Source organism: Streptomyces sp. NBC_01017 (genome assembly GCF_045162795.1).
In the GTDB taxonomy this organism is placed as follows: Bacteria; Actinomycetota; Actinomycetes; order Streptomycetales; family Streptomycetaceae; genus Streptomyces; species Streptomyces machairae.
In genome coordinates this window covers 10,286,620-10,301,576 of the sequence record NZ_CP108683.1, presented here as the reverse complement: position 1 = coordinate 10,301,576, position 14,957 = coordinate 10,286,620, and the positions used below count along the sequence as shown (strand labels likewise).

The window sequence follows — 14,957 nt, the reverse complement described above, 5'->3', positions numbered from 1 at the left end:
TCGCGGTGATCACGACCGAAGCGCCAGAACGCCGGTCCGGCCGGGCCGCGTTCGCTCGTCAGGCGATCCCGGTGCCGCGCAGCAGCAGCAACGCCACGTCCACCACCGCCACGGCGACCGCTGCCGCGAAAGCCGCTCGCTCCCAGCGGCGTCCCAGCACCGTCCCCGCCACCGCGACGAGGCCGGCCACCGCGAGCGCAGCGATTCCCCATCTGCCGGGTGGTCCGGCGGGCCCCAGCGCCAGTACCGCGGACGCTGCCACCAGCGGTACCGGCAGCAGCAGCCGCGCGCCGTCCGGGCCCAGCCGGTGCGGCCAGCCCCGTACGCCCGTCGCCAGATCCCCGTGGATGTCCGGCAGCACATCGCCCAGATGCGCGCCGACTCCCAGCAGTGCCCCGGCGGTGACGACCCACCAGGCCGGCCATGGCTGCCCCGGCAGCCCCAGTGCCACGAACGCCGGGAGCGCGGCGAAACCCACCGCGTACGGCGCCCAGGACCACGCTGTCGCCTTGAGCCACAGGTCGTACGCCCACGCCGCTGCCACCCCGGTCAGGTGAACGGCGCCCGCCCACAGGCCACAGGCGAACGACAGCGGCACGCACAGCGCCAGCGCGCCATACGCGGCCATCCACACCTCCGTCACGCCGACCGTGCCGTCGACAACGGGTTTGCCCCGACGGCCGGCGGCGATGTCCCGGCGGGCGTCGTACGCGTCGTTGCACCAGCCGACGGACAACTGCCCGGTCAGCACAGCGGCGGCGGTCAGGACACAACGCGCGGCGCCCTGGCCGGCGGTGACGGCGAGGGCGGTCATCAGGGCGGTGACCGCCGCGACAGGCCCGGGGTGGCACGATCCGGCCAGGCCGCCCACCCGGCCGGCCCAACTCGCGGCCGGGCCGCCGACCGTCGACTGCTCGGGAGTGCCCACCCGGCCGATCGTAGGCGTCCCGGCCCCGCCCGGCTCGAGCACGCGCCCGCGTGGCGAACGGCCGGACGGGCGATCCATGGTGATGAAGGCCCGGTCCGGGGAAAGGGTGGGAAGCAACTCACCCCAGTCGGTCACCGGACGGGAACCACATGACGCGGATCGCCGCCGTTCACGGTGCCCTCGCACCGCACCGTCGCAGCCAGTCCGAGATCACCGACATGGTGGCCCGTACCTGTCTGCCGGAGGGCAGCGACCGCCGGCTCCTGGACCGGCTGCACCGGAGCGTGAAAGTCAGTTCGCGGCACATGACCCTGCCGCTCGAGCGATACGGAGAACTGGACGGATTCGGCGCCGCCAACGACGTCTTCATCGCCGCCGCCACCGACCTGGGCGCCAAGGCCGTCCGAGGCGCTCTTCACATGGCCGGCCTGACCGCCGCCGACGTGGACCTGCTGATCTTCACCTCCGTCACCGGCATCGCCACCCCTTCGATCGACGCACGGCTGGCCGGCCGCCTCGGACTGCGGCCGGACGTCAAACGGCTGCCCCTGTTCGGGCTGGGCTGTGCCGGCGGCGCCGCCGGCCTGGCCCGTATGCATGACTACCTGCTGGGCCGTCCGGGCCACGTGGCGGTGCTGCTGTCGGTCGAACTGTGCTCGCTGACCTTCCAGCGCAATGACGCCTCCATGGCCAACCTGGTCGCCACGGGGCTGTTCGGCGACGGCGCCGCCGCGGTCGTCGCGTACGGCGGGGAACGCCGGGGCCGCCCGGAAGAGCCCGCCGGCCCGACGATCGTGGACTCCCGCAGTCACCTGTATCCGGACACCGGGCGCGTCATGGGCTGGGACATCAAGAGCACCGGCTTCCAGGTCATCCTCGACCCGGCGGTCCCCGATGTGGTGCGCCGTTACCTCGCCGACGACGTCGAGGGGTTCCTCGGCGACCACGGGATCAAGCCGAAGGACGTGACCGCCTGGGTGTGCCACCCCGGCGGCCCCAAGGTCCTTCAGGCCGTCACCGAGGCCCTCGACCTGCCCGAGGAGGCACTCGATGTGACCTGGCGTCACCTGTCCGACGTGGGCAACCTGTCCTCGTCGTCAGTGCTCCACGTACTGCGCGACACCCTGGCCCAACGCCGCCCGCCGCCGGGCACGCCGGGCCTGCTGCTGGCCATGGGGCCCGGGTTCGCCTGCGAACTCGTCCTGCTGCGCTGGTAGTTCGGACCTCGAAGGACACGTAGGACACGAAGGACACGAGGGACACGAAGGACACATGATCTGGTACGGACTGCTGGTGGCCGCCGTCGCCGCCGAGCGCGTCGCCGAACTCGTCGTCGCCCACCGCAACGAACGTTGGACCACCGCCCGCGGCGCGACCGAGGCCGGGCAGGGCCACTACCCGGCCATGGTCGCCCTGCACACCGGCCTGCTGATCGCCTGCCCGACCGAGGTATGGCTGGCCGACCGGCCCTTCGTACCCGCCCTGGCCTGGCCCATGCTGGCCGTGCTCGCGGGTGCCCAGGCACTGCGGTGGTGGTGCATCCACACCCTGGGCCCTCGATGGAACACCCGGGTGATCGTCGTACCCGGTCTACCGCTGGTGACGGGCGGCCCCTACCGGTGGCGGTGGCTGCGGCATCCGAATTACGTGGCCGTCGTCGCCGAGGGCGTGGCCCTGCCCCTCGTCCACACCGCCTGGGCCACCGCCGCCGCGTTCACGGCACTCAACGCCGCCCTGCTCACCGTGCGCATCCGCTGCGAGAACCAGGCACTGGCCACCGCGACCGTGCCCGCGTCGGCATGATCGACGTACTGGTGGCCGGCGGCGGCCCCGCCGGACTGGCTGCCGCCATCCACGCCGCGCTCGCCGGACTGGAGGCCACCGTCGTCGAACCCCGGACCACGCCTGTGGACAAGGCTTGCGGAGAAGGAGTCATGCCCGGCGGAGTCGCCGCGCTGCGAGCACTGGGCGTCGAGGTCACCGGCCGCGAACTGCGCGGCATCCGCTACGTGGACGGCACCACCCGCGCCGAAGCGTCCTTCCGCGGCCACGGTGGGCTGGGGATCCGCCGTACGACGCTGCACTCCGCGCTGCACCAGCGCGCGCTCGACCTCGGCGTACGGATACTGCCGGGCAAGGTCGGCGAGGTGCGCCAGAGCGCGGACACGGTCACCGCCGCGGGCACCACGGCCCGTTGGCTGATCGCCGCCGACGGCCTGCACTCCCCGGTGCGCCGCGGCCTGGGGCTGGAACTGCCGGCCCGCCCGCACGGCCGCTACGGACTGCGCCGCCACTACCGCATCGAACCGTGGACGGACTACGTGGAGGTCCACTGGTCCCGGCACGGCGAGGCCTACGTGACACCGATCGGCCACGACCTGGTCGGCGTCGCGGTCCTCAGCCGCAGCCGCCGGGGATACGACGCACACCTGGCCGACTTCCCGGCCCTCACCGCGTCGCTGCGCGGCCCGGCCGCGACGGAGGTACGCGGCGCCGGACCACTGCGACAGCGCGTGCGGCACAGAACCGCCGGCCGTGTCCTGCTCGTCGGCGACGCCGCGGGCTACCTGGACGCCCTCACCGGCGAAGGCATCGCCCTCGCGCTGGCAACCTCCGAGGCCGCAATCCGCTGCCTGGCCGCCGGACAACCGGCCGCATACGAGCGCGCCTGGACCCGGCTGACCCGGCGCCACCGGCTGCTGACCGGGGCCCTGTTGGCCGCGAGCCGTCGTCCTGGCACCGCCCGTCTCATCGTCCCTGCAGCATCCCGGATGCCCCCGGTGTTCTCGGCCGCGGTCCGCGCACTGCAGTAGGGGCCTGCCCTTTCACATGCCGACGGTGAACGAGGTCCGACGTATGGGCTCTCCGCGACAGTGACGGTGGGCTCGCGGCGTTCCTGGTGGTCGTCGCCCTGGGACTGGCCGGTCCGGTCATCGGCCACCTGGCGGGCCGCGACGCCCCCGGACAGGGCACCCACGCAGTGACCTCACCGCGTGTGACGTGGGCCGGTGCGGGGTGTCTCGCCGGTCCAGTTGCGTCTACCGGTTACCGGCCGCTTCGTCCTCCTCTTCGTATTCGTCTTCCTCTTCGTCTCCGTCCTCCAGTTCGTCTTCGTCTTCCTCCTCTTCCTCGTACCGGGCGTCGCCGTCGTCCACCTCACCCTCTTCGGGCTCGTCCTCCTCGGCGTCGTCCTCAAGACCTTCTTCGTGTGAACGGACCACTTCGCCGTCGCGGATCTCTCCGCGCCAGCCCTCCAGGTCCTCGTCGTCGGAAAGCGTGACGTACCGCATGAAGTGCTTGAGGTCGAGTCGCAGGCGACGTCCCTGCGCGCGCCAGATGTTGCCGGTCTTCTCGAAGAAGCCGGACGGGTAGTACTCGACCACGACGACGACGCGCGTGAGGTCCGGAGTCAGTTCGTGGAAGCTGACGGCACCGCGCGTGGTGCCCTTGGCCCCCTCGGAGTTCCAGACGATGCGCTCGTCGGGAATCTGCTCCTGCACGGTGGCTTTCCAACTACGGCTGGAAAAGGCGATCTTGGCCTTCCAGCCGCTCTCGATCTCGTCCGACTGAGAGACGCTCTCGACACCCTTGGCGAAGGAGCTGAACTCCTCGAGCTGGGTCCAGTGGTCATACACGGTGCGCAGTGGCTTGCCGACGTCGATGACCTCGACGATGTTCGTGACCTTCCCACTCCCCGCCTTGCCGCCGCCCCCGAAGGCACCCTTGACGGAGTCGACCACCTTGTCCTTCACGTTTCCTGCCTTCTCGCTGAGGAACGCCTTGACCGGTGACTCCCCGCCGCCCAGCACGCGCTTGCCGACGTTGAGCAACGTGGTGTTGCCGTCGCCGACGTCTCCCAGGCCCTGAGCGAGATCACTGATCTTGTCTCCGGCCTTGTCCACCATCCGCTGGCCCTGCGCCGCGGCGTACGCGGACAGCTGCTCCTTGAGCTGGTCCATGCCGGAGGTTCCGGTCGGAGTGCTCTTCTCCTCCGTCTTGGCCATGGCCTACCTCCTTCGGCTGCCGCGGGTGGGTGTCTTGCCGGCGGCGGCCTTCTTTCCCGTCGCCTTGGACGCGGCGGCCTTCTTCCCCGTCGGCTTCGACGCGGCGGCCTTCTTCCCAGCGGGAGCCTTCTTCCTTGGAGGTGTCTTGGCTGCGGACCGCTTTGCGGGAGTCTTCTTCTTCGCTCGGCTTCGAGGGGGCGGTGTCTCCTCCGGCTCTTCCCCTTCCTCCGGCTCCTCTTCCTCTGCTGCCTCGTCCTCGTCGTCCGGTTCCCTTTCGTCGAGCGGCTCTTCTTCCTCGTCGTCGGGCTTTTCCCCAAGAGAGCTCATGCGCTGTTGCAACGAGCCCGCCAGCGCTCCGAGGCGGCGGTCGGCGGTAGCGGACAGCGCGGTGCGGGCGGAGTCCATCAGCTCTCCGCGGACCTGGTCCAGCAGTTGGGCGGCCTGAGGGCTCTCGGACGCCATGCGCAGCGCTCGGCTGACCAACTCTTTCGGACTCAGTAGTCCTTGACCGGCGAGCACGGAGGCAACACCGATGGCGAGTTTGCCCTTCTTGGTGCGGCCCAGCACGTATCCGGTCGCGAGGGCTGCGGCCAAAGTGGCTTTTGTTTCGGTTTCCATGAATTGCCTCAAGTCAAGTCAGCGGAATCAGGCTGCTCAGGTCGCGCGCGGCCACGCCGTCCGGCCCCAGCGCCTGCCTACGCCCCCAGCTCCCCAGCGCCTGCCTTCGCCCCGGCGCCCCGTCTCGGAGGCTGCACCTCTCCCTCCACCCTCCTCCCACATTTGCGGGCGCGCATCTCCCCAGCGACCCAGCACTCGCCGCCCGTGTCGGTACGGGCACGCTGCGGAGCGGGGCTGCCCGGGTGCGTCCTCGAATACCGCGCGAGCGGTTGAGGCATTCCGCGCCAGCGGGTCGCGAAGTCCGCCATCGATACTTGAATAGCCAAGTGCTCCAGGCGCGTGGGTGAGCGCTTGGTAACTGTTCTCGGCGAACGGGATGGACTCGGGAAGGTGGTCCGGGCCGCGGCAAGGGCCACGCCGGTACCCAGGGCTTCGATGGCGGCCGCCACGGATCCGCCGGCCTCGTGAGGAACGGAGGCACCGACGGAGCGCATCCCCCCAGCGGGGCCAGTGCCCACAGCCAACGGTGAGGTCATCCCGGAGGAGCTTCTCGATCCGCTGCTGCTCGGTGTGGGATCGGAAGAGGTGATGTCGAAGTGCGACTCCCACCGCATACGTGCCAGGTCGGTCAGGCAAAGATGGTGGAGCCCCGGCCCTGCACGCGTTGAACGAGCCGTCGCAGGAGAGTCCGCCGGCCGGGTTCAGACATCCCGCACATCCAGCCCTCCCGGCTGGTGGCCACATCCCTCAGACGGCCCGACCGCGCCTTGCAGGATCATGCGTCAGACATGGATCGAGGTCAGACCCGGGTAGATCTTCTGCCAGCCATAGCGGGGGCTGCGGAAGTGCCAGTGGATGAACGCCTGCATGTAGCGGTCGAGATGACGGCGTTGCTCGTCGTCGGCCAGGGCCAGGACGCGGCGGTAGGCCGTCAGACCGCTCTCGAGGATCTCGCGGTAGACAGCCAGGTAGGGCACGTTCTCCTTGACCGAGCGGCGGTAGATCCGGCCGGCCACGAAGTCCCCGCCGTGCACCGCCTCCTTGTAGAAGGACAGGACGTCGTTGATGTCGTTGAGGAACGTGACACAGGGGCTCAGGGCCGCCGACCAGAACGCGCGCTGGGAGCATGCGTCGAGGCAGGGATCGGTGAACTGCAGTGAGGTGAACCAGAACTGGGAGAAGCCGTTGAAGATGCGGACGTAGTCGCTGTCGACGTCGTCTGAGGTCTGGGGTGTGAACTCCGCTTCCATGAGGACGCCGGTGATCGCTTGGTAGAAGAACGTCTTGTAGACCGCGAGGAACGTCGGTTCGCAGAAGGGGGCGATCTCGTTGAACATGTGCTGGATGAAGCGCGTGTTCGGCGATGATCCGGGCGGCGCGGTCAGCATGCCGGCCCGCATGATGGCTTCTGCTTCGGCGGGGTCGTGGCAGCACACGTCGTCGGTGTGGGTCGTGAACACCCAGATGCGATCGAGGGCGAGGGCGAGCGCGTCGTCGGCGATGGGCACCATCAGGGCCCGCATCAGCGTGATGTGACGCGTCGTGGCCGCGGGTACGGTGACGCCGTAGGCAGCGAATTCGGCCGCGAGCTGCTCTGCGTCGACTCGGGCCTGCTGAATGTCGACCGGCGGCTCGAAGCCTTCGGTGAAGGCGATCATCCGGTCGACGAGGCCGGAGGCCAGGACACTCGCGACCATCCTGCGGTGGCCCGGCTCGCGGATGGCCTCGAGGCCGCTGCGCGGGGTGTGGTGAAGGGTGTCCACGCCGGGCGGTCGAGGTGGCCTGACCCTGAGGCGGGATGCCTGATTCACTCCGTATCCTCCCCTTTGCCAGGTCTTCTTCCGCAAGGATGCCCGTCAGGTCTGGAGCGCATGCGGGGGGGCGTTGAGCGCCAGGGTGCACGAGCTGGAGCAGGAGAGGCCGGCATGCCGACCGCGTAGCGCCCAGGACAGCCGCACTGCTCCGCCTCGGTCAGGCCGGGGTCACCGACCGCCACGTCGGCATGCGGGTCCGGGCAGACTCCCGAAGCCAACGACATCGAGGGCTCTTCGTCGAACTCACCGCTGACACCACCGGCGGGCCCTTCGAACTCGTCGACCACTGAGGTCCCACACTCGGGGGATGAGAGAACTCAAGGGTGTTGATGCCGGGACGCCGCATGCGCAGTTTCTGGCGACCGAGCACTGGAGTCTGCTGGCGACGCGGAGCATGACGTGGCAGGAGATCTTCAGCCGGACCGGGACGTATCTGACGGTGCTGTCGGCCGTGGTGGTGGCGCTCTCGCTGGTGGCCAACGCGGCGGGGTTCGGGTCCGAGTTCACGACGTTCGCATTGCTGGTGCTGCCGGTCGTCCTGCTCGTCGGGTTCGGGACGTACTTCCGGCTGATCGAGGCGGACATCGAGGACGCCTGGCTGATCATCGGTATGAACCGGCTGCGGCACGCGTACGTCGAGCTCGCACCGGAGCTCGAGCCGTACTTCATCGCGAGCCACCATGACGACCCACCGGGGATCTGGACGACTTACAGCTTCCGCCGCCATATCGGGGTGACGCACTGGCTGTCCGGCTCACCTGTTGTCGTCGGCGTCATCAACTCCGTCGTCACCGCTGTTCTGGCCGCGGTGGTCTGCGAGGCCGCCGGCGCCGGGGACACCCTGCGGACCCTGGTCGCCTCCGCCACGGCCATCGTGACCGCGGTCGTCCTGGGGTTCCTCGGCCTGCGCAAGGTGCATGAGGTATCCCGCAGCTATCAGCCGCGCTTCCCCAGTGACAAAGCACGACGGTCGGCGGGCTGAGCCGGCCGCAGCCCTGGTCGTCGGCCGCATGGTGGATGTCCTGCAGATCGAAGCGCCGACCGTAGCGGGCGGTCAGGGACTCGACCAGCGGCTCGAGGTGCTGGTCGGCCGCCCAGGCACCTACGGCGGTGCTGAATACCACGCTGCCCGATCACGGTCCAGGAACGGGCCCTGGCCAACAGCGCATGCAGCGGCCAGCAGGATCATCACAAACAGGTGACGCGCTGCCGGCAGCCGCCGACGCGGATCGCTCAGCACCGTCAGGCGCGCGAGGCGACGGCAACGCGCGGTGCTGACGCGAAGACGAGGCCCGCGTGGCGATCCGGCCGAATGGGGCCGCCGGTTGTGCTCGGTCCCCGCACTCCTGCCCGGCGCGTCGGTAGGAGTGCGGGGCGGACGGGGTCGGCCGCGCGGGAGGAGCATCTTGACCAACGTCGACGTGCACCAGCATCGGTGGACCCCGTCGGTGGTGGCGGCCCTGCGGTCCTGCGATGAATGGGCGCTCACGCGAACTTCTCACCCACCGATCCGCGCCCGCCCGGCCTGGACGGGGGTCGGTCAAGGCGGTCCTGAAGGCTCTCCGCCGGTTTCCGGGACGTCGGTGTCCCACCCGACGCCTGTACACATGACTGACAAAAAGGTGTCACACACGGACCGGAATGCGGGTTCGGCCGGGGCCCGTTGTGACTGGCATGACTGTTGGAGTAGTGCTCAACGCGTCCGACGCGCAGAACCAGGTCGACGCCACCGTGCAGTTGGCCCAGGAGGCCGCGGCCGCTGGTCTGCGGTCGGCATGGTTCGGCCAGACCTTCGGCGCGGACTCACCCCAGCTCGCGGCGATCGTAGGGCGCGCGGTGACCGGACTTCAGGTGGGCACCTCCGCGATCCCCGTCTTCGGCCGCCACCCACTGATCGTCTCCAGCCAGGCCCAGACCGCCCAGGCGGCGACCCACGGCCGCTACCATCTCGGGCTGGCCCTGGGTACGAAACTGCTGACGGAGACCGGCTTCGGCCTGCCCTTCGAGCGCCCCATCGCCCGTCTGCGTGAATTCCTCACCGCACTACGGCAACTGACACAGACCGGCACGGCCGACTTCCACGGCGAGCTGCTCACCGCCGCCACCCCCATTTCGGCGCGCGTACCGGGCGCCGAGAGCGGCGTCCCCGTACTGGTCGCCGCAATGGGGCCGCAGGCGCTGCGGGTCAGCGGGGAGCTGGCGGACGGGATCCTGCCCTACCTGGCGGGACCGCGCGCCCTGGCGGAGCACATCGTTCCCGCCCTCACCGCCGCTGCCGAGGCCGCCGGCCGGCCCTCGCCCAGGATCGTGGCTCTGGTGCCCGGCGTGGTCACGGACGATGTGGATGCGGTACGGGCGAGGGCCACCGAGAGCCTCGCGTTCTACGAACAGATCCCGTCCTACGCAAGGGTCATCGAACTCTCCGGCGGCCGACGGGCCGCCGACCTGGCCGTGATCGGCGACGAGAAGGGGGTCGAAGCCGAGGTACGGCGATACCGCGACGCGGGTGCCACCGAGGTCGTGTTCTCGGGCACCGAGATCGCGGGAGAAGCGGACCGCCGGCGCACCTGGGCACTCCTCGGCGAACTGGCCGGCTGAGTACGCCCGTCGGGCCGAGGGCCCGACATCTTCCCGTACCCCCTGTGCGAGGCCGAACCTCGCGTGACGAAGGAGAACTCATGACCACCGGGACGACCGCGAAGGACCTCCATGCCTTCACCGTGGACTGGCTGGAGTGGCACCGCGCCCAAGAGGCGCGGCTCGCCGACCCGCACGGGTTCCTGGCGATCACGGGTCTGCACTGGCTGGACGACCGGCCGCAGCGCTTCCCCGACGCACCCGGCGCGTGGCACACCGGCCCCGACGGGGTCGTCGTGAATCTCGACGACGGCGAGGAGCTGGTCGTCGACGGAACGCCGGTGCGGGGTGAACACCGCTTCGGTGTCCTTCCCGAGCGCGACGGGGTCGACGCGGTGTGGGGAGACGCCGTCATCGAGGTCGCCAAGCGTGGCGGCAACGACATCGTGCGCCCCCGGCACCCGGACGCGCCCCTGCTCACGGCCTTCACGGGCACACCGGCCTACGCCCCTGACCCGCGCTGGGCCGTGACGGGCCGGTACATCCCCTTCGACGAGCCGCGGGCGACCACCGTGGGCGCCGCCGTCGAAGGCCTTGAGCACGTGTACGACGCTCCGGGCAGGATCGAGTTCGACGTGGAGGGGCGCCGACTGTCCCTCACCGCATTCCCCGGACATGGTGCGGGCGCGCTGACGGTTCTGTTCACCGACGCGACCTCCGGGGTCACCACCTACGCCGCAAACCGGGCCCTGGCCGTCGAGCCGCCCGCCGCCGACGGCACGGTCGTCCTGGACTTCAACCGCGCCACGAACCTGCCGTGCGCCTACACGGACCTGGCCACCTGCCCGCTGCCACCGGCCGAGAACCGGCTGCCGGTCGCGGTCGAGGCAGGTCAGAAGATCCCCCGCGAGCGCGGCGGATCCTGAGCCTGCCGGCCGGCCGCGGTGACAGTGGCCGGCCGAGAGCCCGGGAAGGTCCCCTGGTCAGCGGTGTGAAGGGACTGCTCCGTGGCGGCGACGCATTCCGCGTCCTGGGCCGCCATGACCTCGTCACCGTGCTCGAAAGCCCATGCCCCGACGGCGTCGATGGGGGCCAACAAGGTCCGTCCCAGAGCGGTGAGTTGGTACTCGACCCGAGGTGGTGCCCCGGGATGGGCGTGCCGTGCCACCAGTCCGTTGAACTGCAGGCGCCGCAACGTCTCGGTGAGGACCTTGGAGCTGATGCCCCCGATGCGCTCCCGCAGTTCGACGGGCCGCCTTGGGCCGTCGCGCAGCGCCCAGAGCACCACGGCATTCCACGTGTTGGAGAACAGGTCGAAGGCGAGACGGGCACGGCAGTCGGCGAGGAAGGCATCGGTCGTCACTTACCAAATGGTGCCCGAGAGGCTCCCTAGCGTCGTGCTGAACGGTCGAAGCAGGCGGGGAGAGGAACGCGTGATGAGAATCGGCGTGCTGGGAACAGGGAACATGGCGGACGCACTCGGCACCCAGTGGGAGCGGGCCGGGCACGAGGTGACCATCGGGGCACGGGACGCGCACAAGGCGCAGCGACTGGCGACGCGTATCGGAGGCAGCGCGGCGCCTGCCAGTCTGCGCGCGGCGGCCGAGTTCGGTGAGGTGGTGCTGGCCGCGCTGCCTTTCGGGGCTGGGGCGGTCGTGGTCCGGGAGCTGCGGGCAGCGTTGGACGGCAGGGTCCTGCTCGACTGTTCCAATCCGGTCGGGCCGGGTTTCCGACTGCTGGCGGAAGGAGGCCCCTCGGCGGCGCAGCAGCTGGCCGCGGCGGCTCCGGGAGCTCATGTGGTCAAGGCGTTCAATCTCTGTCACGAGGATGTGTGGCGCATGCGGCCGCCCGGGTTCGAGTCGCCGACCACGGGTCGTACCCGTGCGGGGATAATGAGGCAGCTCACGCGCAGGTGTGGGCTGCGAGCCCTTGACATCCTCTCACCCTGCAGGGGGAGATTCTCGCCTAGGCTGCCGTTGAAGGCTGCGGTGTCGAGTGGGTTCCTGCTTCGCTGCGCGGTGCGGGCACGGCGGCCCGTCTTACCCGCGCTCCACAGGCTGTCACGGCCAGTCCGGCCGCCTTGGCGACGTTGACCGCCGCGTTGATGTCCCGGTCCAGGACCGCCCCGCATGCCCCACATGTCCATTCCCGGACATGCAGGGGTTTGGGGCCATCCTTGGCGCCGCACTCGGAGCACACCTGAGAGGTCGGTTCGAACCGGCCGATCTTCACGAAGGTGCGCCCGTACCGGGCGGCCTTGTACTCCAACATGCCCACGAACGCCGACCATCCGGCGTCGTGCACGGACTTGGCCAGGCGCGTGCGGGCGAGAGCCTTCACCGCCAGATCCTCCACCGCGACCGCTTGGCTTTCGCGGATCAGCCTGGTGGAGAGCTGATGGTGAAACTCGCGGCGCGCGTCGGCCACGTGCGCGTGTGCACGGGCAACCTTCTGACGGGCCTTGTCGCGGTTCTTGCTGCCTTTCTCCTTGCGGGAGAGGGCGCGGTGCGCCTTCTTCAAGCGCTTCTCGGCCCGGCGCAGGAAGCGCGGGCTGTCGACCTTCGTGCCGTCCGAGAGGACCGCGAAGTGACCGAGCCCCAGGTCGATGCCCAGCTCAGACTTCGTCGGCGGCAGCACCTCTCCCGGCGGGCCGGTCTCCACGACGAAGGAGGCGAAGTACCGGCCCGCCGAGTCCTTGACCACGGTCACCGTGGACGGGGTCGAGGGCAGCGTGCGCGACCACTTCACCTTGACATCGCCGATCTTCGGCAGGCGCAGCTTCTGCCCCGGGGTGATGGACCAGCGGGCGTTCGCTGTGAACCGGACCGCCTGCCGGGTGTCCTTGCCGGACTTGTACCGGGGCGCGCCCATGCGCGGCCGCTTGCCCTTCACACCGTCGAAGAAGTTCCGGTAGGCCGCGTCCAGATCGCGCAGGGACTGCTGGAGCACGACCGCCGACACCTCGCCGAGCCAGGCCCGTGCCGGGGTCTTCTTCGCCTCGGTGATCAGCGTCTTCGACAGGTCCCCGGTCTTCAGGAAGGGCAGCCCTTGGGCACGGGCCCTCTCCCGAGCCCTGAGGGCGTCGTTGTAGACCACCCGCGCACACCCAAACACCCTCGCCAACGCTGTGCGCTGACCGGCGCTCGGGTACAGGCGGAAGCTGTACCGAAGCTGCACGCGGATCACGCTACACAATTGGGCCTTGAGGCATGGACGAAACATTCATTCAGGCCGTCACTGCATCTTGGGCGATTTCGTCACCAAGCACATACACTTCGTCATCACCAACTGGCACCTGACACACTGGGCGGAGATCACGCGGGCCGTGTACCAGGACTTTGAGGCCGAACTGGTCGAGTGCAACGGCGAGGCCAACCACGTCCACCTGCTCGTGAACTTCCCGCCGAAGATGGCCGCGTCCAAGCTCGTGAACCCCCCTCAAGAGCATGTCCTCCCTCAAGCTCGCCAGGAGTACCCCGTCCTCGTCCGCCACAACTGGCGGCACAACGACTGTGGCCCGGCTCGTACTTCGCCCGGTCCGTGGACACGGTACGCGGCGCCCCGCTCAGCATCGTGAAACAGTACATCGAGCAGCAGAACCGGCCGCCCTGGCCTGGGCCGAGGTGAACGCTGCGGATCCGTGCGCACAACCGAGGTCAGAGCGAGCCAAAGGTTCGCCTCACCACCGGACTGAAGCCCGGTCCACTGCGAATAGCCCCGGAAGCATGAGGCGGTCTCCAACGTGCGGGACTCCTGGAGGCGACCGCCGCGCTGTTCATCGCCCTGTGGGTCGGCCAAGGGGCGGATGCTCAGGCGATCGCGCCGCCGCTGGCCTTTGCCGCCGGGCCGCGTGGCCGGTGAGCAGGGGGTAGTCCCAGCATGCAGACGAACGAACCTGCCCAGTGTGTACGGATGAACATGCTCAAGGGGGACGGCGTGTCACAGCAGGGGAAGGAGCCGTAGGACAACGCTTTCACCGACCAGTCGTCGGGCGCGACTGCCCCTCAGGAGGTTTTCCGGATGCTTGTGCTCGGGCGCTCGCAGGTCGAGGCCCTCATCGATTTGGACGCGCTGATCGACGCCCTGGCCCCGGCCATGGCGGACCTCAGCTCGGGCAGCGCCTCGGCACCGGCCCGGATCGCGGCGCTCGTGCCCGAGCAGGAAGGCTTCCTGGCCGCCATGCCGGGCTACGTGCCATCGGCCGATGTGCTCATGGCCAAGTTGGTGTCCCTCTTCCCGCGGAATTCCGGAACTCCACTGCCGACCCATCAAGCGGCCATCCTTGTCTTCGATTCGGCCACCGGTGCGCCTGCCGCGCTGCTTGACGGTACGGCCATCACCGCAGCACGGACCGCTGCCTGTTCCGCTCTGTCGGCCCGATTGCTGGCGCGCGAGGACGCGACGCTACTGGCGGTCCTGGGCACCGGAGTACAGGCCCGATCCCACATCCGTGCGATGTGCCGAGTTCGCCCCATCCGCGAGGTCCGAATCGCCGGCCGAGTCCCGGCGAAAGCCGCTGACCTCGCCGCAGAGCTGTCATCCGAGCTGGACGTCGAAGTGCGGGCGGTGCCCACCTATGTCGAGGCGCTCGACGGTGCCCACATCGCCGCGGCGACCACCCACGCTCTCGAACCGGTGGTCCGCCGTCCCTGGCTGACTCCTGGCGTGCACGTCACCTCGGTGGGCTACAACCCGGACGGTCGTGAGATCGACGACGCCACGATCGCCGATGCGCTCGTGTGCGTCGAGTCGCGCCAAGCCGCTCTGGCTCCCTTCCCGGCCGGCAGCAACGACCTGCTGATGCCCATCCGGCACGGCGTGATCACGCCCGAGGACGTGCATGCCGAGTTGGGCGAACTCATCTCCGGCCACAAAGCGGGCCGCACCTCACCCACCCAGATCACCCTGTACAAGTCAGTTGGGGTGGCCGTCCAGGATGCCGTTGCCGCCGCATTGGTCGTCGCCGCCGCCCGCGTGGAGTCGGTCGGCGCCTACGTCACCTTGGAGTGATGCCGA

13 protein-coding genes and 3 pseudogenes are annotated in these 14,957 nt (G+C 69.7%); 10 read left to right on the top strand and 6 right to left on the bottom strand.

The window, feature by feature from the left end; all coding sequences use genetic code 11:
• Nucleotides 1-58: 58 nt before the first annotated feature.
• Entirely contained in the window at nt 59-928 is an 870-nt protein-coding gene (locus tag OG331_RS47040) for a UbiA family prenyltransferase (protein WP_406209300.1), read from the bottom strand.
• Nucleotides 929-1,077: 149 nt separating this feature from the next.
• Between OG331_RS47040 and OG331_RS47035 the strand changes: the two genes are divergently transcribed.
• The 3 genes from OG331_RS47035 to OG331_RS47025 are packed head-to-tail and all read left to right on the top strand — an operon-like array spanning nt 1,078 to nt 3,741.
• Nucleotides 1,078-2,145, top strand: coding sequence for a type III polyketide synthase (locus OG331_RS47035; protein WP_406209297.1), 1,068 nt, complete (start codon nt 1,078-1,080; stop codon nt 2,143-2,145).
• Nucleotides 2,146-2,200: 55 nt separating this feature from the next.
• A complete protein-coding gene (locus OG331_RS47030; protein WP_406209295.1) occupies nt 2,201-2,731 on the top strand; it encodes an isoprenylcysteine carboxyl methyltransferase family protein in 531 nt (176 codons plus the stop codon).
• Nucleotides 2,728-3,741 carry an NAD(P)/FAD-dependent oxidoreductase gene (locus OG331_RS47025; protein ID WP_406209292.1) on the top strand — a complete coding sequence of 338 codons (1,014 nt, stop codon included), beginning with the start codon at nt 2,728-2,730 and terminating at the stop codon, nt 3,739-3,741. The genes OG331_RS47030 and OG331_RS47025 overlap by 4 nt, the downstream gene beginning before the upstream one ends.
• A 225-nt stretch (nt 3,742-3,966) precedes the next feature.
• Here OG331_RS47025 and OG331_RS47020 read toward each other — a convergent pair whose 3' ends face one another.
• The 3 genes from OG331_RS47020 to OG331_RS47010 all read right to left on the bottom strand — a co-directional run bounded on the left by OG331_RS47020 (nt 3,967) and on the right by OG331_RS47010 (nt 7,313).
• A complete protein-coding gene (locus OG331_RS47020; protein WP_406209289.1) occupies nt 3,967-4,932 on the bottom strand; it encodes an SRPBCC family protein in 966 nt (321 codons plus the stop codon).
• Nucleotides 4,933-4,935: 3 nt separating this feature from the next.
• Nucleotides 4,936-5,550, bottom strand: a complete 615-nt coding sequence (locus OG331_RS47015; RefSeq protein WP_406209287.1) for a hypothetical protein — start codon at nt 5,548-5,550, stop codon at nt 4,936-4,938.
• A 782-nt stretch (nt 5,551-6,332) separates the two neighbouring features.
• The gene (locus OG331_RS47010) at nt 6,333-7,313 is read right to left on the bottom strand and encodes a hypothetical protein (protein WP_406209284.1); all 981 of its coding nucleotides are present in this window, start codon (nt 7,311-7,313) and stop codon (nt 6,333-6,335) included.
• A 358-nt stretch (nt 7,314-7,671) separates the two neighbouring features.
• On the opposite strand from OG331_RS47010, the gene OG331_RS47005 reads away from it, so the two are divergent.
• From OG331_RS47005 to OG331_RS46995, 3 genes are all read left to right on the top strand, one after another.
• Nucleotides 7,672-8,346: a hypothetical protein gene (locus OG331_RS47005; protein ID WP_406209281.1), complete on the top strand. Its 675-nt coding sequence runs from the start codon at nt 7,672-7,674 to the stop codon at nt 8,344-8,346.
• 692 nt (nt 8,347-9,038) lie between these two features.
• Complete coding sequence (locus OG331_RS47000) at nt 9,039-9,962, top strand: LLM class F420-dependent oxidoreductase (RefSeq protein ID WP_406209278.1); 924 nt, start codon at nt 9,039-9,041, stop codon at nt 9,960-9,962.
• A gap of 80 nt (nt 9,963-10,042) precedes the next feature.
• Nucleotides 10,043-10,867: a DUF1684 domain-containing protein gene (locus OG331_RS46995; RefSeq protein ID WP_406209275.1), complete on the top strand. Its 825-nt coding sequence runs from the start codon at nt 10,043-10,045 to the stop codon at nt 10,865-10,867.
• 92 nt (nt 10,868-10,959) lie between these two features.
• Here the strand turns inward: OG331_RS46995 and OG331_RS46990 are convergent.
• A pseudogene (locus OG331_RS46990) lies at nt 10,960-11,304 on the bottom strand (winged helix-turn-helix transcriptional regulator); the annotation flags it as partial.
• Between the two features lie 7 nt (nt 11,305-11,311).
• On the opposite strand from OG331_RS46990, the pseudogene OG331_RS46985 reads away from it, so the two are divergent.
• A pseudogene (locus tag OG331_RS46985) lies at nt 11,312-11,596 on the top strand (NAD(P)-binding domain-containing protein); the annotation flags it as partial.
• 310 nt (nt 11,597-11,906) lie between these two features.
• Here the strand turns inward: OG331_RS46985 and OG331_RS46980 are convergent.
• The gene (locus OG331_RS46980) at nt 11,907-13,118 is read right to left on the bottom strand and encodes an RNA-guided endonuclease InsQ/TnpB family protein (protein ID WP_406209272.1); all 1,212 of its coding nucleotides are present in this window, start codon (nt 13,116-13,118) and stop codon (nt 11,907-11,909) included.
• Nucleotides 13,119-13,185: 67 nt separating this feature from the next.
• Between OG331_RS46980 and OG331_RS46975 the strand changes: the two genes are divergently transcribed.
• The 3 genes and pseudogenes from OG331_RS46975 to OG331_RS46965 all read left to right on the top strand — a co-directional run bounded on the left by OG331_RS46975 (nt 13,186) and on the right by OG331_RS46965 (nt 14,951).
• Nucleotides 13,186-13,518 (top strand): transposase, encoded by a 333-nt coding sequence (locus tag OG331_RS46975; RefSeq protein WP_406209269.1) that lies wholly within the window; start codon nt 13,186-13,188, stop codon nt 13,516-13,518.
• Nucleotides 13,519-13,670: 152 nt separating this feature from the next.
• Nucleotides 13,671-13,802: pseudogene (locus OG331_RS46970) on the top strand (NADP oxidoreductase); the annotation flags it as partial.
• A 159-nt stretch (nt 13,803-13,961) separates the two neighbouring features.
• Complete coding sequence (locus tag OG331_RS46965; protein WP_406209266.1) at nt 13,962-14,951, top strand: ornithine cyclodeaminase family protein; 990 nt, start codon at nt 13,962-13,964, stop codon at nt 14,949-14,951.
• The last annotated feature ends 6 nt before the right edge of the window (nt 14,952-14,957 follow it).

Coding starts and splice junctions, on each gene's coding strand:
- OG331_RS47005 (WP_406209281.1), top strand. CDS start 7,672: ATGAGAGAACTCAAGGGTGTTGATGCCGGGACGCCGCATGCGCAGTTT.
- OG331_RS47020 (WP_406209289.1), bottom strand. CDS start 4,932: ATGGCCAAGACGGAGGAGAAGAGCACTCCGACCGGAACCTCCGGCATG.
- OG331_RS47035 (WP_406209297.1), top strand. CDS start 1,078: ATGACGCGGATCGCCGCCGTTCACGGTGCCCTCGCACCGCACCGTCGC.
- OG331_RS47025 (WP_406209292.1), top strand. CDS start 2,728: ATGATCGACGTACTGGTGGCCGGCGGCGGCCCCGCCGGACTGGCTGCC.
- OG331_RS46995 (WP_406209275.1), top strand. CDS start 10,043: ATGACCACCGGGACGACCGCGAAGGACCTCCATGCCTTCACCGTGGAC.
- OG331_RS47030 (WP_406209295.1), top strand. CDS start 2,201: ATGATCTGGTACGGACTGCTGGTGGCCGCCGTCGCCGCCGAGCGCGTC.
- OG331_RS46965 (WP_406209266.1), top strand. CDS start 13,962: ATGCTTGTGCTCGGGCGCTCGCAGGTCGAGGCCCTCATCGATTTGGAC.
- OG331_RS47015 (WP_406209287.1), bottom strand. CDS start 5,550: ATGGAAACCGAAACAAAAGCCACTTTGGCCGCAGCCCTCGCGACCGGA.
- OG331_RS47000 (WP_406209278.1), top strand. CDS start 9,039: ATGACTGTTGGAGTAGTGCTCAACGCGTCCGACGCGCAGAACCAGGTC.